The following is a 25438-nucleotide window of genomic DNA, read 5'->3' on the forward strand; positions in this document are numbered from 1 at the left end:
CCGGCGTTGGCTCGGGCAGACTGAACCCATGCTCGATCTCATCGCTGTCATCGTGGCCATCGTCGCCTTCTTCGCGGCACTCGGTTTCGCGGGTTACCTGGCGCTGCTCAACTCCGCGGCGCGCAAGCGCGGGGTGAGCGGCGCGCCGGTCGCCCAGTACGTGCGGGGCCGGTGGCCCATCGCCGGCGTCACCGCCGCGGGCGCGCTGCTGGGCTGGTTGCTCACCAGCGGCGGCGGGTTCGCCGACGTGCTGGCCATCCTCGTGGCGGGCGGCTCGGGCGCGGTCGCGGGCAGTTCGCTGTCGACGACGATGGCGAAATACCGCGGCGGCGACTAACCCGGGCGGGTCGATTCGCACCCACAGAAGAGAAATGGGCCTACGTTCACCCGAACGTGTGAGGTCGCGACGAGTGGCGCGCCCTGGCCTACGAACGCTGTGCAACGGCTTACTCTTTGCTGAGTGAGTACGGCTACACCATCCCCCGACGCCACCGAGGTGCGCAGAGCGCTGGTCGTGACCGCGCACCCGGATGACGTCGACTTCGGCGCCGCGGGCACGGTGGCGACGTGGACGGCGGCGGGCATCGAGGTCCATTACTGCGTCTGCACCTCTGGTGAGGCCAGCGGCGAGAACATCGCCGAGACCCGCAGAGCCGAGCAACGGGCCGCGGCCGAGTTGCTCGGCGTCCGCTCGGTCACCTTCCTCGACCACCCCGACGGCGCGGTCGTGGCCTCGATCCAGCTGCGCCGCGACATCTCCCGGGTGATCCGCCAGGTCCGGCCAGACCGGGTGTTGACGTGGTCCCCCGAGATCAACTGGGACATGGTCGTCACCACCCACCCGGACCACCGGGCCGTCGGAATGGCCGCGTTCGCCGCGATCTACCCGGACGCGCGCAACGGACACGCGCACCCGGAGCTGCGCACCGAGGGGCTGGCGCCGTGGACCGTCCGCGAGCTCTGGCTGGCCGACGGGCCGGTCGCGTCGCGCAACCACGCGGTCGACATCACCGACAGCTTTGAGAAGCGGATGGCGGCGCTGCGCGCGCACGTGTCCCAAGTGGGTGAAAACCCGAACCTGGAAGAGCAGATGCGGCCCTTCTTCGCCGCTGTGGCAGGCAAGTACGGCTTTCCCGACGGACACTTGGCCGAGGAGTTCCAGGTCGTCGACACCAGCTGACCGGTAATCGGTCGGCGACACCGCGTCACGACCGGCTAGGACAGGAGTCTCCACCACATGGCGAGCGGGCGGGACACCGCGCAGGACGGACCAGGCCGAGGGCGACACCGGCGAGGCACGAGCGCGTCGTCTCGGACGTCTCGGCCACCGCGGATGCCACCCATTCACCCAGCCGGTCCCGAGGAGGAGACCGACGTCCTGCCGGTGATCGCCGGCCTGTTCCCGGACGCGCCCGCGACCGGCCTGGCCAAGTTCGACCTGGGCAGCATCCCGGCGTCGGTGACACCGCCGCGCACCTGGCGGCACGCGGCGTGGTTCGCCGTGGCCGCCACGCTCCTGGTGATGGTCGGCCTGACCTATGCCGCGGTCACCCTGGTCACCGCCCCCCGCAAGCCCGAGGTGGTCGACGCGCTGCCGGGTCTGCCGAGCTATCCGGGACTGCCCCTGGAACTGCCGGGTGACGCGCTGGTGTCGGAACGCCCGTCCGAGCCCGCTCCCAGCGCCGCGGCGCCCACGACGTCGGTCAAACCGTCCGACCGTCAACAGCTCACCGCTCCGCCCCCCGGCAAGGGCACGCCTGCCGTGCCCGCCCCGACCCCCACCGCGGCGCCGCCCACGACGACGACAACAGCCCCCTCACCGACCCGCACGACGGTGCAGACCCCGGTCCTGGTCGGCCCGGTGGCCGACCCGGAGAAGATCGGCGACCGCACCGAGACCTACTTCGCGCAGGTCACGCGGGATCCGGACGCCGCGTACTCGATGACCACCGGCCAGGCCCGTTACGACGGCCAGGAGGAGCTGGAGCGGCGCTACGCCGACGTCGAGCGGATCGAGGTGCAGCGGATCACGATCGACGCCAACCGGTCGAAGACGTTCTCGACGCTGCGGCTGGTCCGCAAGGACGGCACTGTCGTCACCGAGGAACGTGAGCTTGTTTTCACCTATGGCGGTGATCCAAAGATCACCAGCGACACTCGCACGGGGTGACTGACTACTCCTTTTGAGTGAATATTGCTGCCGCCTATCGCCTCGATCGGGTGATCGACCGAGAAAGAGTGGTGTAGGGCAGCAGCGGCACGGTACGAGTTGCCCCGAACAGCGAAACTCAGGCGGAGGAAGCGTCAGTGGATCGTCCGACGACCGGCAAGCGGCACGTCCGCTCCGGTTCCGTTCACGTCACCGAGTTGATCGGCAAGCGGATCGAGCTGCCCGCCGACATCGATGACCTCGTGCCGCACGAGCCGACCTCGCACCGGCCGCCGCAGTCGCGCGCCGCGACGATGGCGAAGATCGCCGTGCTGAGCGTGGCCACGGCGACGCTGTGCGGGGCCGTGGCAGCCGCCACCGTGATCACCCGTGACCGCGAATCGGCCGACACGAGCGCCCGACCCAGCAACCAGATCACCGGCGAGCGTGCCCTCCTGCCCGACGAGCTCAATCGCGCGGTCGCCGGTGCCCGCCTGGCCGACCCGAAGACCGGCAGCGCGTCCGCGACCCTGAACAAGGGCCAGGTCGCGGGTCCCGCGATCCCGCCCGCGCGCACGGGTGGGGCCCACGGCGCCCAGGGCGCGGACCGGGTCGCGACGGGCGACACGCCACAGCCGGTGCAGATCCCGGAGCAGGTGCGGCCCAAGACCTCGAGCCGGGAGCTGGTGATCGAGTACTACCGGCTCATCGAAAGCGACCCGACCCGGGCCTACGCCCTGCTGTCGGGCGACGTGTTCAGCACCACCCTCGGCCAGTTCCTCGGTTCTTGGTCCAGGGTGAGCAAGGTCGAGGTGCTCGAGGTGGTCGAACAGGCCAACGGTGTGGTCGCGGTCGTTCGAATGCATCTGATCGGCGGCTCCCAGCTGCGGATCAAACAGCTGCTGACGGTGGCCGACACCGTCCCGCAGCGGATCACCGGAGCAGAACTGCTGTCAGCTCAACTCAACTAGTTCGCCACGAACGGCCCAATTCGATGCCCTCCTGTGACAATATGTAGCCGCTGTATCGGGGCTTCGGGGGAACAGGGTTGCGTTCGTGCGCGCAGCGTGAACGCCTAGCCTTGAACGGTCGGGCACTTGGGTCCCCCACGCGGCGTCCGCGCTGGTTCCCCTGGTCAGGCCGATGGCGCGCACCCTGCGCGCGCGACGTGAACCCCACGAGGCGCTTCGTGGGCGAGGGAGGTTCCGGTCGGGATGAGCGACGAGGGCCGGTTGGTCGCCGGGCGCTACCGGCTGGTCGAACGCATCGGCAGCGGTGCCATGGGTGTGGTCTGGCGCGCGATCGACGAACGGCTGAGCCGCTCGGTCGCGGTCAAGAAGCTGCTGCTGCCGCCCGGCCTGCCCCCCGAGGAAGCCGATGAGGCCGTCGCCCGCTGTCTGCGCGAGGGACGGATCGCCGCCCGCCTGCACCATCCGAACGCCATCGCGGTGTTCGACGTGGTCGACGAGGACGGCGTCCCCTGTCTGATCATGGAATACCTGCCGTCGGTCAGCCTGGCCATCGCGCTGTCCGACGACGGGCCGATGGACCCGGTCGAGGTCGCCCGGATCGGCAGCCAGGTCGCGGCCGCGCTCGCCGCCGCGCACGCCGCCGGGATCGTGCACCGCGACATCAAGCCCGGCAACATCCTGCTCGGCGACGACGGCTCGGTGAAGATCACCGACTTCGGCATCTCCCGGGCCACCGACGACGTCACCGTCACCAAGACCGGCCTGATCGCGGGCACGCCCGCGTACTTGGCGCCCGAGGTGGCGATCGGCCGCGAGCCGTCGGCCGCCTCCGATGTCTTCTCCCTCGGCTCGACGCTCTACGCCGCCGCCGAGGGCGAACCCCCGTTCGGGCTCTCCGAGAACACGCTCGGCCTGTTGCACGCGGTCGCGTCCGGCAAGCTGAACGAGCCGAAGCAGTCCGGCGCGCTTACCGGCGTGCTGATGGCGTTGCTGGCCACCGACGTCGAAGACCGGCCCAGCGCGGGTCGCGCGCGCGACCTCCTGGCGACAGTCGCGCGGGGCGAGGAGCCCAACCTGCCCAAGATCGCGGCCGCCGAGCCGGACGTGGCCACCCGGCTGGTGGTCGCCACCGGCCCCACCGGCGAGCGCGAGCAGCCCGAGCCGCGCGCGAAGTCCGCGAAGCCACTGGTGTTCGCCAGCGCCGCGGTCACGGTCGCGCTGGCGCTCGGCGCGTGGATGGTGGTCAACAAGGGCGGCGCCGCCGAAAAGATCAATGACGGCCCGACCCGGCTGAACAACGTGCCCACCTCGACGGTCACGGTGACTTCGGTCGAGGAACCGGAGCTGACCTCGGTGAAGCCGCCGGTGAAGGTGAATCCGACGCCGACGTCCACCTCCGAGAAGAACTCGAGCACGGTGACCCCGACCACAACGACCACGACTGCGCCGAGCACTCCCACGTCGACCTCGGATACGGTCACCACAACCCCGTCAGTGTCGCCGTCGCCCACGACGTCGGCCACGGAACCGACCGCGGTCACGACGACCCGTTGATTCAGGAGCCCCGATGACCGACGAGCAGGTCATGGTCGCCGGGCGCTACCGGCTTGGTTCCCGCATCGGCAGTGGCGCCATGGGTGTGGTCTGGCAGGCGCACGACGACCGGCTGCACCGCACGGTCGCGGTCAAGCAGTTGCTGTCCCAGCCGGGCCTGTCGGCCGAGCAGGCCGAGGAGGCGCGGCAACGCGCGATGCGGGAGGGCCGGATCGCGGCCCGGCTCGCCCATCCGAACGCGATCACCGTCTACGACGTCGCCGAACACGACGGCGAGCCGTGGCTGATCATGGAGTACCTGCCGTCGAAGAGCCTGGCGACGGTGCTCAACGAGCGCGAGTACCTCGCCCCGGTCGAGGCCGCCCGGATCGGTTCGCAGATCGCCGCCGCCCTGGTGGCCGCGCACGCGGCGGGGATCGTGCACCGCGACGTCAAGCCCGCCAACGTGCTGCTCGGCGAGGACGGCACGGTCAAGATCACCGATTTCGGGATCTCCCGGGCGACCGGCGACATCACCGTCACCGCGACCGGGATGCTCGCGGGCACCCCCGCCTACCTGGCGCCGGAGGTGGCCAAGGGCGAGACCCCGACGTCGGCCGCCGACGTGTTCTCCCTCGGTTCGACGCTCTACACCGCGGTCGAGGGGCACTCGCCGTTCGGGTTGAGCGAGAACACCCTGGCGCTGCTGTACGCCGTCGCGGCGGGCAAGGTGCAGCCCCCGCGGCAGGCCGGTGTGCTCACCGCGCTGCTGATGCAGTTGCTGCGCGCGGACCCGAACGAGCGGCCGACGATGACGGTGGCCCGGGACGCGCTGGCGGCGGTCGCGGCGGGCAAGCCGCTGCCGTCGATCGCCCTGGCGAACCAGCGGACCGACCCTTATCCCAAGCCGCAACAGCAGCAACAACAGCAACAGCAACAGCGCCCGATGGGCCCGCCGCCGACGCCCGCCGGGGGTTTCCCGCCCGGCACCCGCCTCGACGTCAACCCGTTCGCCGAGCCGCACCCGTCGGGTCCGATGAACCGGGCCGAGCCGCAGCGCATGTCGGCGATGTCGTCGGGTCCCCGCACGCCGCCCGGCGGCTCCAATCCCCGCACGCCGCCCGGTGGCTCTGGTCCGCGCACGCCCCCAGGCGGTGCCGGCGCGCGCCCGCAAGGTCCGCGCACGCCTCCTGGCGGGGCACGGCCCGCTGCGCGGCGGCCGGAGCCCGCGCGCAAACACGACGCGCGCTCGATCATCCTGACCATCCTGGCGATCATCGGCGCCGCGCTGATCGGGATCCTGGTGGCCAGCCTGCTGACCAACAAGGATGCGCCGAAATCGTCGAGCCCCACCACGAAGCCCGTGCCGGTGACGACGACCAAGGCGACCACGACCAAAACGACGACCACGACAACTGAGCCGACCACCACGACCACGACCACGACACCGGACAAGCCGACCGCGGCCCAGTACGAGCAGGCCCTGCGCGCCTACTACGCGCTGCTGCCCGACGACCCGGAGTCGGCGTGGGCGCTGCTCACCGCGCGCGCCCAGGCCAAGTCCAGCGGGTACGAGAACTTCAAGAAGTTCTACGACGCGCTCGACAAGGTCGAGCTGTTATCGGCGAAGGCCGAGGACAACAAGATCGAGGGCGACGTCCGGTTCAGCAAGGACGGCAAGTCCTCGACCGAGCGGTACACGTGGGTCATGACCGAGGTCGACGGCACCATCAAGATCGATAACTTCGCCCGTCGCGGCCGCTCCGACGGCTGATCAGCGAGACTCGGCGGCTTCCCGCAGGGCCTCGATCAGGTCGCGCAGGGCAGGCTGGTTCATCGAGGACTCACGCACGGCGGCGTGGATCGCCCGGATCGGCTCGGGTCGGCGCAGCTTGCGCACCACGACCCCGGGATGGCGGCTGCCGAGTCCCATCTGCGGGATCACGCTGATGCCCAGGCCCGCGGCGACGAACCCCTGGGCCGTCGTGTAGTCCTCGCTCTCGACCACGAGGTTCGGGCTGAAACCCGCCGCGGCGCAGGCGTCGAGCATCACCTGAAGGCACGGGCCCGCGGGCCACTCGTTGCCGATCCACGGTTCGTCGGCGAGATCGACGAGGTCCAGGACGCGTTTGCCCGCGAGCCGGTGGCCGCGTGGGAGGACGGCCCGGTATGGGTCGTCGAGCAGGTGGATGAGCCGGACGCCACCGCGCAGCGGGCCCTGCCGCGGATGCACGACGATCGCGAGGTCGGCGCGCCCGGACTCGACCTCGGGCAGGGGACTCTCCGGGTCGATCAGCTTGAGGTCGACCCGCACACCGGGGTGGTCCCGGCGCAGCTTGGCCAGGGCGGGCGGCACGAGCGCGGCCCCGGCGGTGGCGAAGTAGCGGATCGCCAGCCGCCCGGTGCGGCCGTCGCGGAGGTCGGCCAGCGCGGTCTCGGCTTCGGCCAGGTTCTGGCTGATGGTCGCCGCGTGCTCGGTGAGCAGCCTACCCGCGGCCGTGGGCTGCACGCCGCGACCGACCCGTTCGAGCAGGGCCAGGCCTGCCTGTTTCTCCAGCGCGGCGATCTGCTGGCTGATCGCCGAGGGCGTGTAGCCGAGGTTCGTTGCCGCCGCGGTGACCGAGCCGCTGGTGACCACCGCGCGCAGGACCTGCATCCGTCGGACATCAAGCATGTAGCTCAGCTTAATGGTCGATGCATAACATTTCACTTGTCCTGCCTAGTTGTCTCAGGCAACGTAATCGCTGTCGAGCAGGGGGAGGAAGCACGTGATCAGCGGTGGCCGAGCGACTTTGGTGCGGATGGGCCTGTTGGCCCTGCTCTGGGGATCGAGCTTCCTGTGGATCAAGCTGGCGCTGACCGGCCTGTCGCCCATCCAGATCGCGGTGACGCGGAGTGCCCTGGGCGCCATCGTGGTGCTCGTCCTCTGCTACTCGCAGCGGCACCGGCTGCCGACCGACCGCACCGTGTGGGGGCACCTGGTGTTCGCGGCGTTCTTCGGCAACGCGCTGCCGTTCGTGCTGTTCGCGGTGGGTGAGCGGACTGTCGACACCGGTATCGCGGGCGTGCTCAACGCGACGACCCCGCTGTGGGCGCTGCTGATCGGCATCGTGATCGGCTCCGAACGCGGCAACCTGGGCCCGGTGCGCCTCGGCGGCCTGCTGCTCGGCTTCCTCGGGACGCTGCTGATCTTCGCGCCGTGGGAGAAGGCGGGCGTGGCGAGCTGGGACGCCCTGGCGATCCTCGGCGCGGCCCTGAGCTACGCGGTCAGCTATGCCTACATCGGGCGCAAGATCTCCGGCCGCGGCACCGCGCCGATCGCCCTGTCGGCGGCTCAACTGCTCACCGCGACCGGTCTGACCGCTGTCGCCGTGCCGGTCGGCGGGCTGCAGCCCGTCCACCTCAATGCCACGGCCCTGATCGCGGTGGGCATCCTCGGCGTCTTCGGCACCGGCTTCGCGTTCGCGCTCAACTACCGGTTGATCGCCGACGAGGGCGCGACCAACGCCACCACGGTGGGCTATCTGCTTCCGGTCGTCTCGGTGCTCCTGGGGGCGGTCGCGCTCGGCGAGCAGATCACGCCGCGGGTGATCGCGGGCATGCTCGTGGTGCTGGTCGGGGTCGGGATGACCCGATGGCAGCGCAAGCCGGTGCTGGTCCCGATCGTGCCGGTGCCCGCCTTGGCGGCCAAGGCCTAGTCCCACTCCCAGCGGATGCCGAAGCGGCCCGGGCCGAAGTCGTTGGCCAGGGCGTGCACCGATCCCTCAGCGTCCAACTGCAGGACGCGGGGGCGTTCGTGGCCGTCGACAACCGTGTAGTGCACGCACTTGCTGGGCAGCGCCGACGGGTCGAAGCGGATCTCCAGCAGCAGTTCCTTGACCGGCAGCCTGCACCGGCGCTCGTACATCACCGATTGCGGCTGCGGTGACGGGTTCTCCAAGGCGTGTTCGGTCAGGATCGTCTCACCACGCGCGAGCGGTTTGGGGAAGATCAGTTCGGTGACGCTCAGGCCGGCGTCGAAATCGACGCTGACCGTGCCGATCCGGCAGTTCCACACCGCGCGCGTGACCGGCAGCGGGGTGCCGGGCTCGTCGACCTCGAAGATCCCCACCCACCGGTCGACACCGTCCTCCTCGGCGCGCAGCACCTGGCGGATCGACTGGGAGAGTTCGGTGCGGTCCGGGCCGATCACGACGCGGTCGTGCAAGCTGATCCGGCTCAGCCGGCTGTCCCAGGTCGTGTCGACGCCGGTCAGCACGTTGGTCAGCGGCTCAGGCCACAGGTCGCCGAAGCCGATCGCTTCTCGGGTGACCGCGCGTCCACGGGGGCGGGGCGCCCCCAACAGGCTGATAAGCGCGCCGGGGTCCAGCTCCAAGACCTGTTCAAGATGTCCGACAGCAGCCAGGGACGACTGGCGTTCGGGCTGGCTGCGACCGGACTGCCAGTAGCTCAGGGTGGCGACGCTGACCGGCGTGCCGCGCTCACGCAGCCGGTCGCGAAGCCGCTCCATGCTGATTCCGCGTGCCCGGATCGCCTCACGAAGGGCGGTGGCGAAGGCGGAGTCACTCACGGGCACACGTTAACCGTCGTGTCCATGGCCGGGAAAGCGGTCAGACGAGCCTGCGGTCCGACGCCCAGCGGGACAGCTCGTAGCGGTTGGACAGCTGCGTCTTGCGCAGGACGCTGGACACGTGGGTCTCCACCGTCTTCACCGAGATGAACAGCTCCGCGGCGATCTCCTTGTAGGCGTACCCGCGGGCCAGCAGGCGCAGCACGTCGCGTTCGCGCGGGGTCAGCAGGTCGAGTTCCGGGTCGCTGATCGGCGCCGCGCCCGGGCGGTCGGCGAAGGCGTCGAGGACGAAACCGGCCAGGCGCGGGGAGAACACCGCGTCGCCGTCGGCGACCCGCACGACCGCCTTGGCGAGTTCCTGGCTGGAGATCGTCTTGGTGACGTAGCCGCGGGCACCCGCGCGGATCACCGCGATGACGTCCTCGGCGGCGTCGGACACCGACAGCGCGAGGAACACCACGTCCGGCGTGGCCTTGCGGGACTGGCGCAGCACCTCGGCGCCGCCGCCGTCGGGCATGTGGACGTCGAGCAGCACCACGTCCGGCTTGAGGTGGCCGATCCCGGCGACGGCCTCGCCGACCGTGCCCGCCTCGCCGATCACCTCGATGTCGTCGGTGATCGTGTCGAGCTCGGCGCGCACGCCCGCGCGGAACATGCTGTGGTCGTCCACCAGGAACACGCGCACGGGCTGGCGGGACTTCGTCTGTTCGGTCATGTGGTCACCTTCGCGCGCGGCATGTTGAGCTGGACCTCGGTGCCGTCCCCGGGCGCGGTTCGCAACCGGATCTCACCACCGTTGCGCTCCATCCTGCCCCTGATCGAGTCGGCGAGCCCATGCCGGTCGTCGGGAACGGTGTCCGGGTCGAATCCGTTGCCCCGGTCGCGGACGAACACCGTGACCTTCTCGGGTTCGACCTCGGCGTAGACCGACACCTCGGCGACCCCGGCGTGCTTGGCCGCGTTGACCATCGCCTCCCGGGCCGCCATGACCACGGCGACCAGGCGCTCGTCGAGTTCGCAGTCGCCGACGACGACGTGGCTGACCTTGATCGCGAACGTGTCCTCGACCTCGCCCGCCGCGCGCGCGACGGCGTCGGAGAGGGTGCCGTGGGCCAGGCCGTCGACCGCGCGGCCGTAGCCGGACGGGCCGTAGAGCCAGCTGCGCAGCTGCCGCTCCTGGCCGCGGGCCAGCCGCAGGACCTCGCGCGGGGCCTCCGCCTGCTTCTGGATCAGGGCGAGGGTCTGCAGGACCGAGTCGTGCAGGTGCGCGGCGATCTCGGCACGTTCCTCCGTGCGGATGCGGGCGCGACGCTCCTCGCCCAGGTCGCGGACCAGCTTGAGCCACCACGGGACGGTGAGCACACCGACGCCGATAAGGGCGGCGAGCACCGCGAGCAGGGTGAACTGCACCTGGTTGAGGCCGATGCTGCTGACCAGGAACAGGACGATGCCGGTGATCACCAGGGCCGCGCCGGTCAGCACCCGCACCAGGGCGGGCCTGCCACCGGCGCCGAGCAGCGCTCCCTTGGCCCGGCGGCGCTGCGACTGGTCGGCTTCGCGCCAGACGACGGCGGCGCCGACGAGGGCGACCCCGAGACCGCCCGCCACCCAGCCGCTCACGACGCCGGAGAGCGTGCCCGCACCGACGGTGAGACCCGCGCCGAGCGCGATCAGGCCGTAGGCCTGCTGCCGTTCCCTGGTTGAGATGGACCGCGCGTCGTCCGGCTGCTGCGGCGCGAAGATCCAGAGCAGACCGTACGCGAGGACGCCCGCGCCGCCGAGCGAGGCGAGCAGGGCGAACGCGATCCGCACCCACAGCACGTCGACGCCGAGGTGGTCGGCGACACCCCCCGCGACCCCCGCGACCGCGCGACCGGACCGGCGGCGGTACAGCCGGACCGGGTCCGGCACCGCCACCGTGTTCGACTGAGCCCGCTGCTGGTCCGCGTCGACCTCCTCGAGGATCTGTGCTTCCACACCAAGAATGCTCACACGCGCGAGCCAGGGCCACATCGGGGGAACACCCTGAAGCCGATGTCAGGGTCGTTCCCGGATGTGCGCGGCCCGCTCCGGCGGCCATGCTTTCTCTCGTGAGTGGCGAATCGACTAAAGCGCACAGCGCACCGAGCGTGGAGGACACGCTCAAGGACTTCTGGGCGACCCGCCCACGGCGGCCTCGACAGGGCCGCAAGGTCGCGGGCGTCGCCGCGGGCATCGGCGCCCGATACGGCATCGATCCGGTCATTGTCCGAGTGGCCTTCGTGGTCGCGACCTTCTTCGGCGGCGCAGGCGTGCTCGCCTACCTGCTCGGCTGGCTGTTCCTGGCCGAGGAGGACGACGAGGCCTCCCCCATTGAGGCGCTCGCGGGGCACGGCAGCAGTTCCAGTTCGACGGCGTTCACCGTCGCGCTCTGCGTGGCGATGCTCCCGGCGTTCTGGTGGTTCTTCGACCGCGACTTCAGCGGGTTCCTCGCCGTCGCGCTCATCGGCGGCTCGCTGTTCCTGCTGCACCGGCACCGGTCGCACCTGGGCGTCGCCCGGCCGCCGGCCGCCGCGCGGACTTCGGAGACGGAGACGGGACCGACCGTGGTGTGGGACCCGATCGACCCCGGCTACGAAGCGCAGCAGCAGCGGCCGCCCGCCTGGGACCCGCTTGGCGCCGCGCCCTTCGCGTGGGACCTGCCGGAACCAAGCTCGCGCGAGCCCGACCCGGAGCCACCCGCGCCGCGCAGGCGGTCGAAGGTCGGCTTGGTGACCATGGCGTTCGTGCTGCTCGCGGTCGGCGTCGGGGTGCTGGTCGGCCCGGACACCGGTGGCTGGCTGACTTTCCAGCACGGGATCGGCGTCATCCTGGGGATCCTCGGACTCGGTCTGGTCGCGGGCGCGTTCAGCGGTGGTGGCCGGGGGCTGATCGGGCTGGCGGTTCCGCTGGCCGCGGTGGGCATCGCGATGACCGTGGTGTGGCCGACCGGAATCACCGCGGAGGGGGTCGGCGACGTGGACGACAAGCCGCTCACCATCGAGCAGGTGCGGTCGAGCTACCAGCGCAACCTGGGCTCGGTGACCCTGGACCTGCGGGAGCTGCCCACGAGCGGTGAGGTCAAGACGAAGGCGAAGGTCGACGTCGGCGACGTGACGGTCATCGTGCCGGAGACGGCCGACGTCACGGTGAAGTGCTCCGCCGGGGTGGGGTCGGTGAAGTGCCTCAACGATGAGCGCAACGGTCCGGACTCGAAGGTCACCACCGTCGATCTGGGACCTGACGGCAAGGGCGGCCTGGTCATCGAGCTGGACGCCATCGTGAGCGGTCCGGGAAGCGTGGAGGTGCGTCGTGGCTGAACAGTCGTGCGGGAAGCGGTTCGACCCGTTCGCCCTGCTCGCCGGAATCGCGACGCTGCTGGTGTCGGCGTTCGTGCTGACCGACGGCGCGATCTGGGACGCGCTGCCGGACGCGCGGTGGCTCATCGCGGGCGGCGCGGTCATCGGTGGGCTGATGCTGCTGCTCGGGTCGACCATGCGGGGCAAGAACCAGTAGGCAGCGGCCACTCACAACGCGAACGGCCCGGTCAAGGCGACCGGGCCGTTCGGCGTTCTCACTCCCACTCGATGGTGCCCGGCGGCTTGCTCGTCACGTCGAGCACGACCCGGTTGACCTCGGCGACCTCGTTGGTGATGCGGGTCGAGACCCGCTCCAGGACGTCGTAGGGCAGCCGCGTCCAGTCGGCGGTCATCGCGTCCTCGCTAGACACCGGGCGCAGCACGACCGGGTGGCCGTAGGTGCGGCCGTCGCCCTGGACGCCGACGCTGCGGACGTCGGCGAGCAGCACGACCGGGCACTGCCAGATGTCGCGGTCAAGACCGGCGGCGGTGAGTTCCTCGCGGGCGATCGCGTCGGCCGAGCGCAGGATCTCCAGGTTCGTGGCGTTGACCTCGCCGATGATCCGGATGCCCAGGCCCGGCCCGGGGAACGGCTGGCGGTGCACGATTGTCTCGGGCAGGCCCAGCTCCAGGCCGACCCGGCGGACCTCGTCCTTGAACAGCGCGCGCAGCGGCTCGACCAGCTCGAAGTCGAGGTCGTCGGGCAGGCCGCCGACGTTGTGGTGGCTCTTGATGTTGGCCGCGCCCGCGCCGCCGCCGGACTCGACGACGTCGGGGTACAGGGTGCCCTGGACCAGAAAGCGGTACTTGTCGCCACCCGCCTCGGCCTGCAGGTCCAGCTCGGCCTGCTCGAAGACCCGGATGAACTCCCGGCCGATGATCTTGCGCTTCTCCTCGGGGTCGGTGACCCCGGCCAGCGCGTCGAGGAAGCGTTCGCGGGCGTCGACGGTGACCAGGCGGACGCCCGTCGCGGTGACGTAGTCGCGCTCGACCTGGGCGCGCTCCCCCGCGCGAAGCAGGCCGTGGTCGACGAAGACACAGGTCAGGCGGTCGCCGATGGCTCGGTGGACCAGGGCAGCGGCGACCGCGGAGTCGACGCCGCCGGACAGGCCGCAGATCGCCTTGCCGTCGCCGACCTGCTCGCGGATGCGCGCGACCTGCTCCTCGACGATCGACGACGTGGTCCACTGTGGACGGACGCCGGCGATGTCGTGCAGGAAGCGGCGCAGCACCTCCTGGCCGTGCGGGGAGTGCGCGACCTCGGGGTGGTACTGCACGCCGGCGAAGCGGCGCTCGACGTTCTCGAACGCGGCCACGGGGGCGCCCTCGGACGACGCGGTGACGGTGAAGCCCTCGGGCGCCTTGGTGACGCAGTCGCCGTGGCTCATCCAGACCGGGTGGCGCGCGGGGAGATCGTCATGGAGTTCGCCACCGGTGGCGTTGAGGTCGGTGCGGCCGAACTCGCGGGTGCCGGTGTGCTCGACGGTGCCGCCGAGCGCGCCCGCCATGGCCTGGAAGCCGTAGCAGATGCCGAAGACGGGGACGCCCGCCTCGAACAGGGCGGGGTCGACCTTGGGCGCGCCCTCGGCGTAGACGCTCGACGGGCCGCCGGACAGGACGATCGCGGACGGGTCCTTCGCGAGCATCTCCTCGACGGTCGCGGTGTGCGGGACGACCTCGGAGTAGACCTGGGCCTCGCGGACCCGGCGAGCGATCAGCTGCGCGTACTGCGCGCCGAAGTCGACCACCAGAACGGGTCGGGTGTCGGTCATTGGCTACCTTCCGTCAGTTGCCGGAAGCCGGGAAGGGGTGTGGAACCTTCTCGGCACACAGCAAGCAGCACTGTGTGCCGACCGGTCCCTCCCTGGGTTTCTCTCCCGGAGATGCCTGCCTGCGCACCGTGCCGCGCAGGTTTTCCGTGGCGCTCGAACCAGACCCGCCCCTGGTCGGAGCGGCGGAACCCTAGCCACCATCGTCGGTCAGCCACGGCCATCGTAGCTTGGCGAGCCCGGCGCGGGCCTCGGGCCTACGGTTGTGACATGACCACGCACGACAACACTGACGACGATGACACCGATGTCATCACGGCCAAACCGCGTCCGTTCTGGGTGGCGGGCAGGCCCGAGAACAGCGGGCAGACCCTTGAGGTGCACCACCCCTACGACGGCACGGACGTGGCCACCGTGTCGGTCCCCGAGGCGGACCACGTCGAGCGCGCGATCGCGGCCGCGGCGGGTGTCGCCAAGGAATTCCGGTCCACCCCGGCACATGTGCGCGCCGCCGCTCTGGACCACGTGTCGCGGACGCTGGCCGAGCGCTCGGAGGAGATCGCCGAGACGATCACCGCCGAGAACGGCAAGCCGCTGAAGTGGGCGGAGATCGAGGTCGCGCGGGCGGTGTCGACGTTCCGCTTCGCCGCCGAGGAGGCCCGGCGCTTCGCGGGAGAACTGCAGCGGTTCGACACCGACGCGAACGGCGAGGGCAGGCTGGGCCTGATCCGGCGGCGGCCCCGGGGGCCGGTGCTGGCGGTGGCGCCGTTCAACTTCCCGCTGAACCTGGTCGCGCACAAGGTGGCCCCGGCGTTGGCCGTCGGTTCGCCGGTGATCGTCAAGCCCGCCTCGGCGACGCCGCTGTCGGCCCTGCTGCTCGGGGAGATCCTGGCGGAGACGGATCTGCCCGCCGGGGCGTTCTCCGTGCTGCCGGTCCGCGGGTCGGCGATGTCGGCGCTGGTGGAGGACCCGCGGCTGCCGGTGATCTCGTTCACCGGTTCGACCAAGGTCGGGTGGGGAATCATGCAATCGGCGCCGCGCAAGCACGTGGTCATGGAGTTGGGGAGCAACAGCGCGGCGATCATCTGCCCGGACTGGACCGACCTGGACCACGCGGCGAAACGGATCGCGCTGTTCGGCAACTACCAGGGCGGGCAGTCGTGCATCGCGGTGCAGCGGGTGATCGTGCACCGGGACGTGGCCGACGCCTTCGTGCCCAAACTCGTCGACGCCGTGTCCGGGCTGCGCACCGGGGACCCGCACGACCCCGAGGTCGAGGTCGGGCCGGTCATCGACGAGGACAACGCGGCGCGGGTCACCGACTGGATCGCCGAGGCGGTCTCGGCGGGCGGGCGGGTGCTGACCGGCGGCGACCGCAAGGGGACGACGATCGAGCCGACGGTGCTGGTCGACGTGCCGCTGACGGCCAAGGTGAGCTGCGAGGAGGTCTTCGGGCCGGTGCTGGTGGTGTCGGTCGTCGACTCGGTGGACGAGGCGTTCGAGCTGGCCAACGGCACGGAGTACGGGCTGCAGGCGGGTGTGTTCACCACCGACCTGCGGGTGGCGTTCCGGGCCGCGGCGGAGTTGGAGGTGGGCGGCGTGGTCATCGGCGACGTGCCGTCGTACCGGGCCGACCAGATGCCGTACGGCGGGGTCAAGGGCTCCGGCACCGGGCGTGAGGGAGTGCGGTCGGCGATGGACGACTACACCGAGGACCAGACGATGGTGCTGTCCGGGATTGATCTTTAGGCGCGGTGGATCGACTGGGGGAAGGTGAAGATCCGGTCGGGGTCGTAGCGGCGGGCGACGGCACGCAGGCGGCTGAGGTTGGCGTCGTAGTAGAGGACGCCCCAGTCGGGCATGGCCGCCTCGATGTAGTTGACGTACCCGCCGCGCGCGCCGAGCTTGCCCACACCGTCGCGCACCTCGGCAACGGCCCGGACGGCCGCTTCCTGCCCGTCGGGAGCGGCTTTCTGGTAGATCTGCACCGTCGCCAGGGCGTCGCGGTGCGGGAAGGCGGTGTCCGCGGGTTTGACCGCGTTCACGGCGCCGCCGAGCGAGTCGAGCAGGATGTCGAGGTCGACCCGGCCTTGGAGGAGATTCGTCAGCCCGGCGGGGTCGCCGATCGGCTTGGTGATGATGCGTGATGACGCGACGAACGCCTCGCGCGGCTGGGTCTCGGGGGCGCAGGAGCGGTTGGTGCAGCCACCGAAGTAGCGCATGGCGTCCAGGTAGCGGCGCTGACCGACCATCCGGTTCGTCGGGCGGGTTCCGACGGCCTTGAGCAGGGTTTCGAGCAGCTGGTTGAGGGTCGCCTGTGCGCCCACGAAGGCGCCACCGACCCGCGCTTGCGGCGGGGAGCCGCCGGCGATGACGCAGTTGGACCACAGGTCGACCGGCGCCCGCGCCACCCAGTTCTGCCACGCCCCGACGACCGCGGGGGCGGCCCCGGCGGGGAAGGTGAGATGGAAGACGACCAGGTCGGGGGCGGGGTCGGTGGCGAAGGTGAACGAGGTGACGATGCCGAAGTTGCCGCCGCCACCGCCGCGCAGGGCCCAGAACAGGTCCGGGTCGGCGTCCGCGGTGACGTCACGGAGTATGCCGTCTGCGGTCACGAGCTGGATGGCGGTCAGCTTGTCGCAGGTCAGACCGTATTTGCGGGACAGCACGCCGACACCGCCGCCGAGGGTGAGGCCCGCGATGCCGACGGAGGGACACGACCCGGCCGGGATGCACCGTCCCGCCTGGGCGAGCGCGGTGTAGACGTCGAACAGCAGCGCGCCCGCACCGATCGTGGCCGTCGTGCCCTGGATATCGACCTTGTTCATGGCCCTGAGGTCGACGACGAGACCGGATTCGGGGACGGAGTACCCGGCGTAGCTGTGGCCGCCGCTTCGGGCGGCGATGGGGAGCTGGGACTGCCGGGCCAACTCCACACACGCCTGCACCTGCTCGGGTGTCCGGACGGCGGCGACCGCGGCGGGCTGCTTGCGGTCGAAGAAGGTGTTGTATGAACGGCGGGCCGTGTCGTAGTCGGGGGAACCTGATTGGGTCAGGCCCGCGACCTTGGCCCTGAGCCCTTCCCAATCCGGCGCGACCGCGGCGGGGCGCGTTGGGGCAGCCGTCGTCGTGGGCGTCGTGGAGGGCTGATGGGGGGCGGGCTTGGAGCAGGCGGCAGTCGCCGCCCCGACCCCGGCAGCCCAAAGCAGCGTGCGCCTGCTGATCCCCAAACCGCACCTCCCGGTGCGATTGCACCATTCGGCGGAGGGTGGTGCTAGTCGGTCGCGTTCCCAGTGGGTCGGCTGTCGATCGTGAACGGGCGACGGATGTGAGGTCGTCTCGGCGCGCGCCGACAGCTTGACCTCGACCTTGGTCGATGTACGAAGGTCATGTCATCGAACGACGAGATGGGGACATTCCGATGGCACAGCCCAAGATCCTGGTGACCGGCGCGACTGGAAATGTGGGCGGCGCGGTGGTGGCCCAACTGCACGCGGCGGGTGTGCCCGTGCGGGCGCTGGTGCGAGGGGAGGCGGACTTCCCGGAGGGGGTGCGGGCGGTACGCGGCGATCTCGGCGATCCGGCGTCATTGGACGCGGCGCTGGAGGGCATCGATTCGGTGTTCCTGGTGTGGCCGTTCCTGAGCGCCGAGGACGCGCCGGAGGTGATCGATGCGATCGGGAAGCGCGCCCGACGGGCGGTGTACCTGTCATCGGAGGGGGTCGGAAGCGACGAGCCGGGCGAAGCGATCACCATGTTCCATACGGAGTTGGAGCGGCTGATCGAGGCATCGGGCCTGGAGTGGACCGCGCTGCGGCCCACCGGGTTCGCGAGCAACACGCTGGGCTGGGCGGAGGAGGTCCGGTCGACCGGCGTCGTGCGGGCGCCGTTCGCAACGCTGGCCCGCCCGCTGATCCACGAGGCGGACATGGCCGCGGTCGCCATCCAGGCGCTGACCACCGACACGTTGATCGGCGCCCGGCCGGTGATCACCGGCCGCGAACTGGTCACCCAGGAGCGGCAGGTGGCGCTGATCAGTGAGGCGATCGGGCGACCGGTTCGGTTCGTCGAGGTCACGCTGGAGGAGGCCGTCGAGCAGATGAAGACCGCGGGCTACCCGGCAGAGCTGGTGGAGGCCGTGTTGCCCGCCCAGGCGGAGATGCTCGTCAATCCGGAGCCGGTCAACGATGAGGTGGAGCGCATAACGGGCAGCCCGGCTCGATCCTTCCGGCAGTGGGCGGTGGACCACACGGCGGACTTCCGCTGACAAGAAGTATCCAGACCGGATCCCGGCTCCGCGCCCCCACGCTCGGTGTTGATGGCCGGCCACGGGGGCCGTGACCGGAGTCGCACCGAAGATCAGCTCCTTGCGCCCGTCACCCCCAGCCAATGCCGGGGCTCTCGCCTCGGCGCCCCACTCCGGTGAGCAGCAGGACGATGCGAGCGGCCACGGGGACCGTGGTGTCGGCCCTCGGTCGCCGGGGGTGCCATCACCCGCCGGAAGCTCGGGCCGACTCGCGTCGTCCGTGACCGGACGCCCTCGACACGACGCTGCCTGTCGGCGCGTTGTCTTCGGCCTGTCCCGTCGGCCGTCGGCCGGAGTGGTCGTGGTGGTGTCGGCGTTCCCTGCGAGCCACTCAGGTCCGCGTCGCCTCCTGGTGCACCCATCCGCACGCGCGGCGGAGGGCGATGGGTAAGTCTGTGCGGGTGCGGGCTTCGGTGAGTTTCGCGGCCAGGTAGCCGTCTGGGCGGACGACGGCGAGGCCGGTGGGAGCCAACTGCAACTCCTGCGCTGCCTCTTGAGTCAGGCGGACCACCGTCGTCGCCGGCACCGAGTCGGGGACTTCCGGCGTGGTGGCGGCCGGGCCGAGCAGCACGGTGAAGTTCACGCCGAAGGTGTCGCGGAGGCGGGTTTCGCCGAGCTGGGTGTCCGGGCAGATGACGCCGGGGATCGGTGGGCGGGGGACGCTCGGTTCGGTCGGGAAAGCCGCCGTGTCGGCGCCGGGGGTGGTGAGTGGGGAATCCAGGTACCAGAACGGTTCCGAGAGCTTGCCGGAGTTGATCTCGGATCGCGCGGCCTGGTCGTGGATGCTTCGTTCCAGGACGTCTTTGCGGCGGGCGCGCTCGGCGTCGTCCGCGGGGACCAGGAACCGCATGGTCGTGGCGGTGACCTTGAGGTTCTCGTCGGCCGCGGCGCCGCGTTCGGTGTCGTAGGTGTCCAGGAGGTCGGGGCCCGCCCAGCCGGACCGGACGGCGGCGAGCTTCCACGCCGCGTTCTCCGCGTCCGCGAGGCCGGAGTTCATGCCGCGGGCCCCGAAGGGGCTCATGACATGCGCGGCGTCGCCAGCCAGCAGGACCCGGTCGACCCGCATGCGCGGCACCCTGCGCTGGTGGAACCGGTAGAGCGAGGCCCAGATCAGCTCGTAGTCGGCGCCCTCGCCGATGACCTGGCGGACCCGGGCGTGCAGGCCGCCGTTCTCCCGTTCGGTGTCGAGATCGAAGTCCTCCGGGACCTGCCAGTCGATCCGCCACACCGAGTCGGGCTGCGGGTGCAGCAGCACCTGCCTGCCGGGGTTCCACTCCGGGTCGAAGTAGAACCGGCGCTCGGGGACCGGGAAGTCGAGCTTGGCGCGGATGTCGGTGATCAGGAACTTGTCGTCGAAGGAGCGGCCCTCGAACGGCAGGTCAAGCAGCTTGCGCACGGTGGAGCGGGACCCGTCGGCGGCGATGCAGTGGGTGCCGCGAACGTCGGCCCGGCCACCCGGGGTGTCGACGGACAGGGTGACACCGTCGTCGTCCTGCGAGAGTGCGACGACGGTGTGGTCGTAGCGCAGGTCGACCAAGGGCTCGCGCGCCGCCTGGTCTTCGAGGATCTGCTCGATGATGTTCTGCGGGGTGTTCACGAACGGTGGGAACTGGCCGGGTGGCGGCTCGGGGAACGTCATGACGACGACCTCGTGCTCCCGGTAGAACATCCGCCCCGAGTACCAGGTGACCCCGGCGTCGACGATCTTTCGGCCGACCCCGGCCCGCTCCAGGATGTCCAAGATGTCGCGCTGAACGCAGATCGCCCGGCTGCCGATGATGGCCCGGGTTTCCCGCGATTCCAGGACGATCGTCGGGATTCCTTGGCGGGCAAGGAGAATCGCACCCGTCAGGCCGACCGGACCGGCGCCGACGATCAGCACCGGCTCGCTCACTTCTCCCCCCGCAGGCTCGCCCAAACCTCGCGGTCTCGTTCGGCGGTCCACACGACCGGCCAGTCGACGCCGTCGAGTTCGTCCCAGTAGCGCTGGACGTCGAAGGGCAGACAGTGCTCGAAGATCGGCCACCGGCCGTACTCCGGTTCGAGCGCGGCGTGCGTGGCGGTGAACGCCTCGGCGACGGTTCCCTTGCGGCGGTGGACTTCGCCGACGATGCGGCGCAGTTCGTCGAGGAAGTGCCTGCTCTGTGCGATGGCGGCGTCGACCGCCACGCGCCCATGGGCGACCTCGCCCCGGCCGCCGACCACCGTCTCCGCCCCGAACGCGGCCACGTTGTCCAAAGTGGACGTCGCCCAGTCGTCGTGGAAGGCATCGCCGGTGTAGAGGGCGGCGTGGGACTCGACCAGGTCGCCGGCGAAGAGGATCTTGTGCTTCGGCAGCCAGGCGACGATGTCGCCCGCGGTGTGGCCGCGCCCGCAGTAGGCGAGGACGAGATCGCCCCGGTCGCCGCCGAGGGGGATGGTCAGCCGGTCGGTGAAGGTGATCGTCGGCCAGGTGAGTCCAGGGATGCTCTCGGGCTCCTCGAACAAACGCGGCATCCGCCCGAACTCACTGGCCCAGTCGGCTTCCCCGCGCTCGGCGATCAGGGTCCGCGTGGCCTCGTGCGCCACGATCTCCTGAGCGTCGAAAGCGCTCGCGCCCAGGGTCCGGACCGCGTGGTAGTGACTCAGGACCAGATAGCGAACCGGCTTGTCGGTGCGTTCGCGCAACTGGTCGAGCCACCGGCGGGCAGCCGCGGGGGTCGCCCGGGCCTCGAAGCACACCAGGAAGTCTTCGCCCTCGACGGCGCAAACGTTCGGGTCGCCCTCGGCCGTGAGCGCGTAGACGCCGTCGGCGAGATCGGTGAACGTCTCGACTTTTCGTCGCAGGTCCGCACTGGACGCGAATGCTTTTGTCACGCCTCCACAGTGCCACCTGGTGGCGTCCGACAAAAGATCCTCTGCCGGCGCTGTGGACAACTCCGCGTCACCGCGGGTCGGACAGGCCCTTGGTCACCTCGGAGGCGCTGAACACACCCGGATCGAAATCGGCGGCGGCGTCGAGTCCGAGCCATTCGAGCCGGTCCGCGTGGTCCTCGTGAGCGGGATCGGCGAGGATTTCGACGAGGTCGGCGTAGCCCCAGATGCCGCCGCAGTCCTCGGGCGGCGCGGCGCGGCGGCCTCCTGCGCACCGAGGCAAGGTGCCTTCCTTGCCGGGTTCGAGCACCTTCTCGACCATGATCTCGTGGTCCCAGGCACCGAACACCAGCCGATAGCGGGCGAGGTCGATCGGGCAGCCCACCGCGACCGAGGATGCTGTGCGAACGGCACGCCGCGATTCGCCGGGACCTCGCCGAGATCCAGCGAACCCTCGGCTGATCAGCGAACGTCGACGATCTTCAGCCGCAGCGCACCCGGGGCCTCGGCCGGGACGGCCGGGTTGGCCGGGGGCACCGGCTTGATCCGCTGGTAGCCCGCTTCCTGCGCCGGACGCGGGTCGGGTTCGCCCTTGTTCGGCCAGAAGGAGAACGCGCGCTCGGACTGGGCGGCGATCGTCAAGGACGGATTCACGCCCAGGTTGGCCGTGATGGCGGCGCCGTCGACGACGGAGATCCCCGGGTAGTTGAAGACGCGGTGGTACGGGTCGATGACGCCCTGGGACTCGTCGGCGGCGATGGCGCAGCCGCCGATGAAGTGGGCGGTCAGCGGGATGTTGAAGACCTCGCCCCAGGTTCCACCAGCGGTGCCGCCGATGTGCTTCGCGGTCAGTTCGTTGGCGACCTGGCCTGCCGGGATGTACGACGGGTTGGGCTCGCCGTGGCCCTGCTTCGACGTGTACTTGCGCCTGCCGAACCAGCCGGGCTTGGTGTACGTGGTGATCGAGTTGTCGAGGCTCTGCATCACCAGCAGGATCACGGTCCGCTCGCTCCAGCGGTAGCCCTGCAGCAGGCTGACGGACTTGACCGGGTGCCGCACGAGGAAGCGGACGGCCTGGCGCCAGCGGGGCACGTTCGAGCCGCCGTCGGTGGCGATGGTCTGCATCAGGCTCATCGCGTTGCTGCCCTTGCCGTACCGCACGGGCTCGATGTGGGTGATGTCGTCGGGGTGGATCGACGACGTGATCGCGACACCAGTGCTGTAGTTGTTGTCCGGGTCGACCTTGTCGCGGGCGGCGCCGATGATCGACTCGGAGTTGGTCCTGGTCAGCTCGCCCAGCTTGGCCGAGAGCTTCGGCAGGGTGCCCTTGTCGCGCATGCTGTGGAGCAGGTTCTGGGTGCCCCAGGTGCCCGCGGCGAGCACGACCTGGCCCGCGGTGATTGTCCGGCGGCCCTTCCTGAGGCGCTTGCCGGTCGCGCGCACGTCGACCTCGTAGGTGCCGTCCTCGCGCTCGCGCAGTGCGGTGACGGTGGTCAGCGGCAGAACTTCGGCTCCGCCCTTCTCCGCCAGGTAAAGATAGTTCTTGACCAGCGTGTTCTTCGCGCCGACCCGGCAGCCGGTCATGCAGGAGCCGCACTCGGTGCAGCCGGTGCGCTCAGGGCCCGCGCCGCCGAAGTACGGGTCCGCGGCCTTCTCCCCCGGCTCGCCGAAGAACACGCCGACCGGTGTCGGGTGGTAGCTGTCGGCGACGCCCATGTCGGCGGCGACCTTCTGCATGACCTCGTCCGACGGCGTCACGGTCGGGTTGGTGACCACGCCGAGCATCCGCGACGCCTGGTCGTAGTGCGGCGCCAACTCCGACTCCCAGTCGGTGATGTCAGCCCACTGCCGGTCCTGGTAGAAGGGCTTGAGCGGCTTGTACAGCGTGTTCGCGTAGACCAGCGATCCGCCGCCGACACCCGACCCGGCCAGCACCACGACGTCCTTGAGCATGTGGATCCGCTGGATGCCGTAGCACCCGACCGCGGGGGCCCAGAGGTATTTGCGCACGTCCCACGAGGTCTTGGCGAACTCGTCGTCGGCGAAGCGGCGGCCCGCCTCGATCACCGCGACCCGGTAGCCCTTCTCGGTGAGCCGCAACGCGGCCACGCTGCCGCCGAATCCCGAACCGACGACAACGACATCGAAGTCCGGGTTGTTACCGGTGAGTTGCGTAGCCATATGCAGAGATTAAGGGGCTGAACAGCCAGTGACCAGAGTCAGACCCAAGATTTCCTGTAACCGTAAGTAACAGTCAGTGTTCCTTGAGGTCAGAGCGCAAAACGCCGTACAGGATCATGTCCCTGCGGACGCCCCCGCGAAGCTGCGCGCCGCGCACGACGCCCTCGCGCAGGAATCCGGCCCGCTCCAGCGCCCGACAGGCGGCCACGTTGTCGACATCGGTCGCCGCCTCGACCCGGTCGAGGTCGGTGGTGGCGAACAGGTGCCGGATCAGCAGGCGCACGGCGACCGCGCCCAAGCCCCGCCCGCGGGCGGCCGGCAGCAGCATGACGCCCAGATTCCAGGCGCCGCACGCGCGGGTGCGACCCCAGCCCGTCTCGTGCCAGCTCAGCACCCCGAGCAGCTCGCCGGTCTCGGCGTCGAGCACCGAGACCCGCGACAGCCCGACTGGCGGCGCCTTCGGCCGGTCGTCCGGGTCGACGTCGAAGGCGCCGTCGCTCGCCGCGAGGATGGCGGCCTGGTCCGACTCGAGCTGGTCGGCCAGGACGACCCGGCCGACCGCGGCGACGACCTTCCTCACGACCGAACCGTCAGACCGACCTTCTGGAACTCCTTGAGGTCCGAGTAGCCGGTCTTCGCCATCGAGCGACGCAGCGCGCCGAACAGGTTGACCACGCCGTCCGGGTCCGACGACGGCCCGAACAGCAGGGTCTGCAAATCAACCGGCTCACGGTAGTTGACCTGTTCGACACTGCTGCGCGGCAGCGACGGATGCGCGGCGGCCGGAGTCCAGTACAGGCCCTTGGCGGGCGCCTCGCTCGCCATGGCCAGCGGAGCGCCCAGCATGACGGCGTCCGCGCCGCAGCCGATGGCCTTGGCGATGTCGCCGCTGGTGTAGATGCCGCCGTCGGCGATGACGTGCACGTAGCGGCCGCCGGTCTCGTCGAGGTAGTCGCGGCGCGCGGCCGCGGCGTCGACGATCGCGGTCGCCATCGGCACCCCGATGCCCAGCGAGCTGTCGGTCGTGGTGACCCCGCCGGAGTCGCCGTAGCCGACAATCACGCCCGCCGCGCCGGTGCGCATCAGGTGCATCGCGGTGCGGTAGTCGTGCACGCCGCCCGCGATGACCGGGATGTCGAGGTCGGCGATGAAGTCCTTGAGGTTGAGCGGCTCCGCCGTCTCCTCGCGGGCCACGTGCTCGGCCGAGATGATCGTGCCCTGCACGATGAGGATCTCGACACCCGCCGCCACCAGGTGCGGAGTGAGCTCGGCGGCGTGCTGCGGGCTGACCCGCGCGGCGACCGTGACACCCGACTCGCGGACCTGCTTGATCGCCTCGGTGATCAGGTCGATCCGCAGTGGCGCGGCGTGCAGCTCCTGCAGCATGCCGACCAGCCCCGGGTCGCCCTCCTCATCGGAGTCGGCGGCCTCGACCAGCTTCGCCAGCACCTTCTCGGCGCCCGCGTGGCGCGCCCAAAGGCCTTCGGCGTTGATCACGCCGAGCCCGCCCTGCTGACCGACCGCCACCGCCATGGCGGGCGAGACGATCGCGTCGGTCGGGTGGGTCATCAGTGGGATGTCGAACCGGTAGGCATCGATCTGCCACGCGGTGGAGACGTCCTTCGACGACCGGGTGCGCCGCGACGGCACGATCTCGACCTCGTCGAGCCCGTAGGCCCGCCGGGCGGTCCGACCCATGCCGATGTCGACAAGATCCCGCACTTGGATG

General features: G+C 70.6%; 23 protein-coding genes. 11 read left to right on the forward strand and 12 right to left on the reverse strand.

What is annotated here, in order from left to right:
- The first annotated feature begins 28 nt into the window (after window positions 1-28).
- The 6 genes from GPZ80_RS03585 (at window position 29) to GPZ80_RS03610 (ending at window position 6427) form a co-directional block, all read left to right on the forward strand.
- Window positions 29-337 carry a hypothetical protein gene (locus GPZ80_RS03585; protein WP_187218349.1) on the forward strand — a complete coding sequence of 103 codons (309 nt, stop codon included), beginning with the start codon at window positions 29-31 and terminating at the stop codon, window positions 335-337.
- A gap of 123 nt (window positions 338-460) precedes the next feature.
- Window positions 461-1180, forward strand: coding sequence for a PIG-L deacetylase family protein (locus tag GPZ80_RS03590; RefSeq protein ID WP_187218350.1), 720 nt, complete (start codon window positions 461-463; stop codon window positions 1178-1180).
- A gap of 153 nt (window positions 1181-1333) precedes the next feature.
- Complete coding sequence (locus GPZ80_RS03595; protein WP_187218351.1) at window positions 1334-2170, forward strand: hypothetical protein; 837 nt, start codon at window positions 1334-1336, stop codon at window positions 2168-2170.
- Window positions 2171-2307: 137 nt separating this feature from the next.
- Window positions 2308-3120: a hypothetical protein gene (locus GPZ80_RS03600; RefSeq protein WP_187218352.1), complete on the forward strand. Its 813-nt coding sequence runs from the start codon at window positions 2308-2310 to the stop codon at window positions 3118-3120.
- Window positions 3121-3363: 243 nt separating this feature from the next.
- Window positions 3364-4674 (forward strand): serine/threonine-protein kinase, encoded by a 1311-nt coding sequence (locus GPZ80_RS03605; RefSeq protein WP_187218353.1) that lies wholly within the window; start codon window positions 3364-3366, stop codon window positions 4672-4674.
- 13 nt (window positions 4675-4687) lie between these two features.
- Entirely contained in the window at window positions 4688-6427 is a 1740-nt protein-coding gene (locus tag GPZ80_RS03610; protein WP_187218354.1) for a serine/threonine-protein kinase, read from the forward strand.
- Here the strand turns inward: GPZ80_RS03610 and GPZ80_RS03615 are convergent, their stop codons facing one another.
- Window positions 6428-7327: a LysR family transcriptional regulator gene (locus GPZ80_RS03615; protein WP_187218355.1), complete on the reverse strand. Its 900-nt coding sequence runs from the start codon at window positions 7325-7327 to the stop codon at window positions 6428-6430.
- A 94-nt stretch (window positions 7328-7421) separates the two neighbouring features.
- On the opposite strand from GPZ80_RS03615, the gene GPZ80_RS03620 reads away from it, so the two are divergent.
- The gene (locus GPZ80_RS03620) at window positions 7422-8351 is read left to right on the forward strand and encodes a DMT family transporter (RefSeq protein ID WP_376771630.1); all 930 of its coding nucleotides are present in this window, start codon (window positions 7422-7424) and stop codon (window positions 8349-8351) included.
- Here the strand turns inward: GPZ80_RS03620 and GPZ80_RS03625 are convergent.
- The 3 genes from GPZ80_RS03625 to GPZ80_RS03635 are packed head-to-tail and all read right to left on the reverse strand — an operon-like array spanning window position 8348 to window position 11215.
- Window positions 8348-9223 carry an XRE family transcriptional regulator gene (locus GPZ80_RS03625; protein WP_222718850.1) on the reverse strand — a complete coding sequence of 292 codons (876 nt, stop codon included), beginning with the start codon at window positions 9221-9223 and terminating at the stop codon, window positions 8348-8350. The genes GPZ80_RS03620 and GPZ80_RS03625 overlap by 4 nt on opposite strands.
- 40 nt (window positions 9224-9263) lie before the next feature.
- Window positions 9264-9938 (reverse strand): response regulator, encoded by a 675-nt coding sequence (locus GPZ80_RS03630; protein ID WP_187218357.1) that lies wholly within the window; start codon window positions 9936-9938, stop codon window positions 9264-9266.
- On the reverse strand, window positions 9935-11215 hold the full coding sequence (locus GPZ80_RS03635) for a PspC domain-containing protein (RefSeq protein WP_312880095.1): 1281 nt from the start codon (window positions 11213-11215) through the stop codon (window positions 9935-9937). The genes GPZ80_RS03630 and GPZ80_RS03635 overlap by 4 nt, the downstream gene beginning before the upstream one ends.
- 98 nt (window positions 11216-11313) lie before the next feature.
- Between GPZ80_RS03635 and GPZ80_RS33270 the strand changes: the two genes are divergently transcribed.
- Both GPZ80_RS33270 and GPZ80_RS03645 read left to right on the forward strand, forming a co-directional pair.
- On the forward strand, window positions 11314-12561 hold the full coding sequence (locus GPZ80_RS33270; protein ID WP_312880096.1) for a PspC domain-containing protein: 1248 nt from the start codon (window positions 11314-11316) through the stop codon (window positions 12559-12561).
- Window positions 12554-12757, forward strand: a complete 204-nt coding sequence (locus GPZ80_RS03645) for a hypothetical protein (protein ID WP_187218360.1) — start codon at window positions 12554-12556, stop codon at window positions 12755-12757. Before GPZ80_RS33270 ends, GPZ80_RS03645 begins: the two co-directional genes overlap by 8 nt.
- Window positions 12758-12815: 58 nt before the next feature.
- On the opposite strand, the gene guaA is transcribed toward GPZ80_RS03645, so the two are convergent.
- Window positions 12816-14372 carry a glutamine-hydrolyzing GMP synthase gene (guaA, locus tag GPZ80_RS03650; protein WP_187218361.1) on the reverse strand — a complete coding sequence of 519 codons (1557 nt, stop codon included), beginning with the start codon at window positions 14370-14372 and terminating at the stop codon, window positions 12816-12818.
- Window positions 14373-14639: 267 nt separating this feature from the next.
- On the opposite strand from guaA, the gene GPZ80_RS03655 reads away from it, so the two are divergent.
- A complete protein-coding gene (locus GPZ80_RS03655; RefSeq protein WP_187218362.1) occupies window positions 14640-16118 on the forward strand; it encodes an aldehyde dehydrogenase family protein in 1479 nt (492 codons plus the stop codon).
- Here the strand turns inward: GPZ80_RS03655 and GPZ80_RS03660 are convergent.
- A complete protein-coding gene (locus tag GPZ80_RS03660) occupies window positions 16115-17599 on the reverse strand; it encodes an FAD-binding oxidoreductase (RefSeq protein WP_187218363.1) in 1485 nt (494 codons plus the stop codon). The genes GPZ80_RS03655 and GPZ80_RS03660 overlap by 4 nt on opposite strands.
- 191 nt (window positions 17600-17790) lie before the next feature.
- On the opposite strand from GPZ80_RS03660, the gene GPZ80_RS03665 reads away from it, so the two are divergent.
- A complete protein-coding gene (locus tag GPZ80_RS03665; protein WP_187218364.1) occupies window positions 17791-18636 on the forward strand; it encodes an NmrA family NAD(P)-binding protein in 846 nt (281 codons plus the stop codon).
- A 370-nt stretch (window positions 18637-19006) separates the two neighbouring features.
- On the opposite strand, the gene GPZ80_RS03670 is transcribed toward GPZ80_RS03665, so the two are convergent.
- From GPZ80_RS03670 to GPZ80_RS03695, 6 genes are all read right to left on the reverse strand, one after another.
- Window positions 19007-20569 carry an FAD-dependent monooxygenase gene (locus tag GPZ80_RS03670; RefSeq protein ID WP_312880097.1) on the reverse strand — a complete coding sequence of 521 codons (1563 nt, stop codon included), beginning with the start codon at window positions 20567-20569 and terminating at the stop codon, window positions 19007-19009.
- A complete protein-coding gene (locus tag GPZ80_RS03675) occupies window positions 20566-21531 on the reverse strand; it encodes an MBL fold metallo-hydrolase (RefSeq protein WP_187218365.1) in 966 nt (321 codons plus the stop codon). Before GPZ80_RS03675 ends, GPZ80_RS03670 begins: the two co-directional genes overlap by 4 nt.
- Before the next feature lie 67 nt (window positions 21532-21598).
- Window positions 21599-21913 carry a plasmid pRiA4b ORF-3 family protein gene (locus GPZ80_RS03680; RefSeq protein WP_312880098.1) on the reverse strand — a complete coding sequence of 105 codons (315 nt, stop codon included), beginning with the start codon at window positions 21911-21913 and terminating at the stop codon, window positions 21599-21601.
- Between the two features lie 77 nt (window positions 21914-21990).
- On the reverse strand, window positions 21991-23709 hold the full coding sequence (locus tag GPZ80_RS03685) for a GMC family oxidoreductase (protein WP_187218366.1): 1719 nt from the start codon (window positions 23707-23709) through the stop codon (window positions 21991-21993).
- A gap of 73 nt (window positions 23710-23782) precedes the next feature.
- Entirely contained in the window at window positions 23783-24289 is a 507-nt protein-coding gene (locus GPZ80_RS32420; protein ID WP_187218367.1) for a GNAT family N-acetyltransferase, read from the reverse strand.
- Window positions 24286-25431, reverse strand: coding sequence for a GuaB3 family IMP dehydrogenase-related protein (locus tag GPZ80_RS03695; RefSeq protein WP_187218368.1), 1146 nt, complete (start codon window positions 25429-25431; stop codon window positions 24286-24288). Before GPZ80_RS03695 ends, GPZ80_RS32420 begins: the two co-directional genes overlap by 4 nt.
- Window positions 25432-25438: the final 7 nt, after the last annotated feature.

Source organism: Actinokineospora xionganensis (assembly GCF_014323725.1).
GTDB lineage: Bacteria > Actinomycetota > Actinomycetes > Mycobacteriales > Pseudonocardiaceae > Actinokineospora > Actinokineospora xionganensis.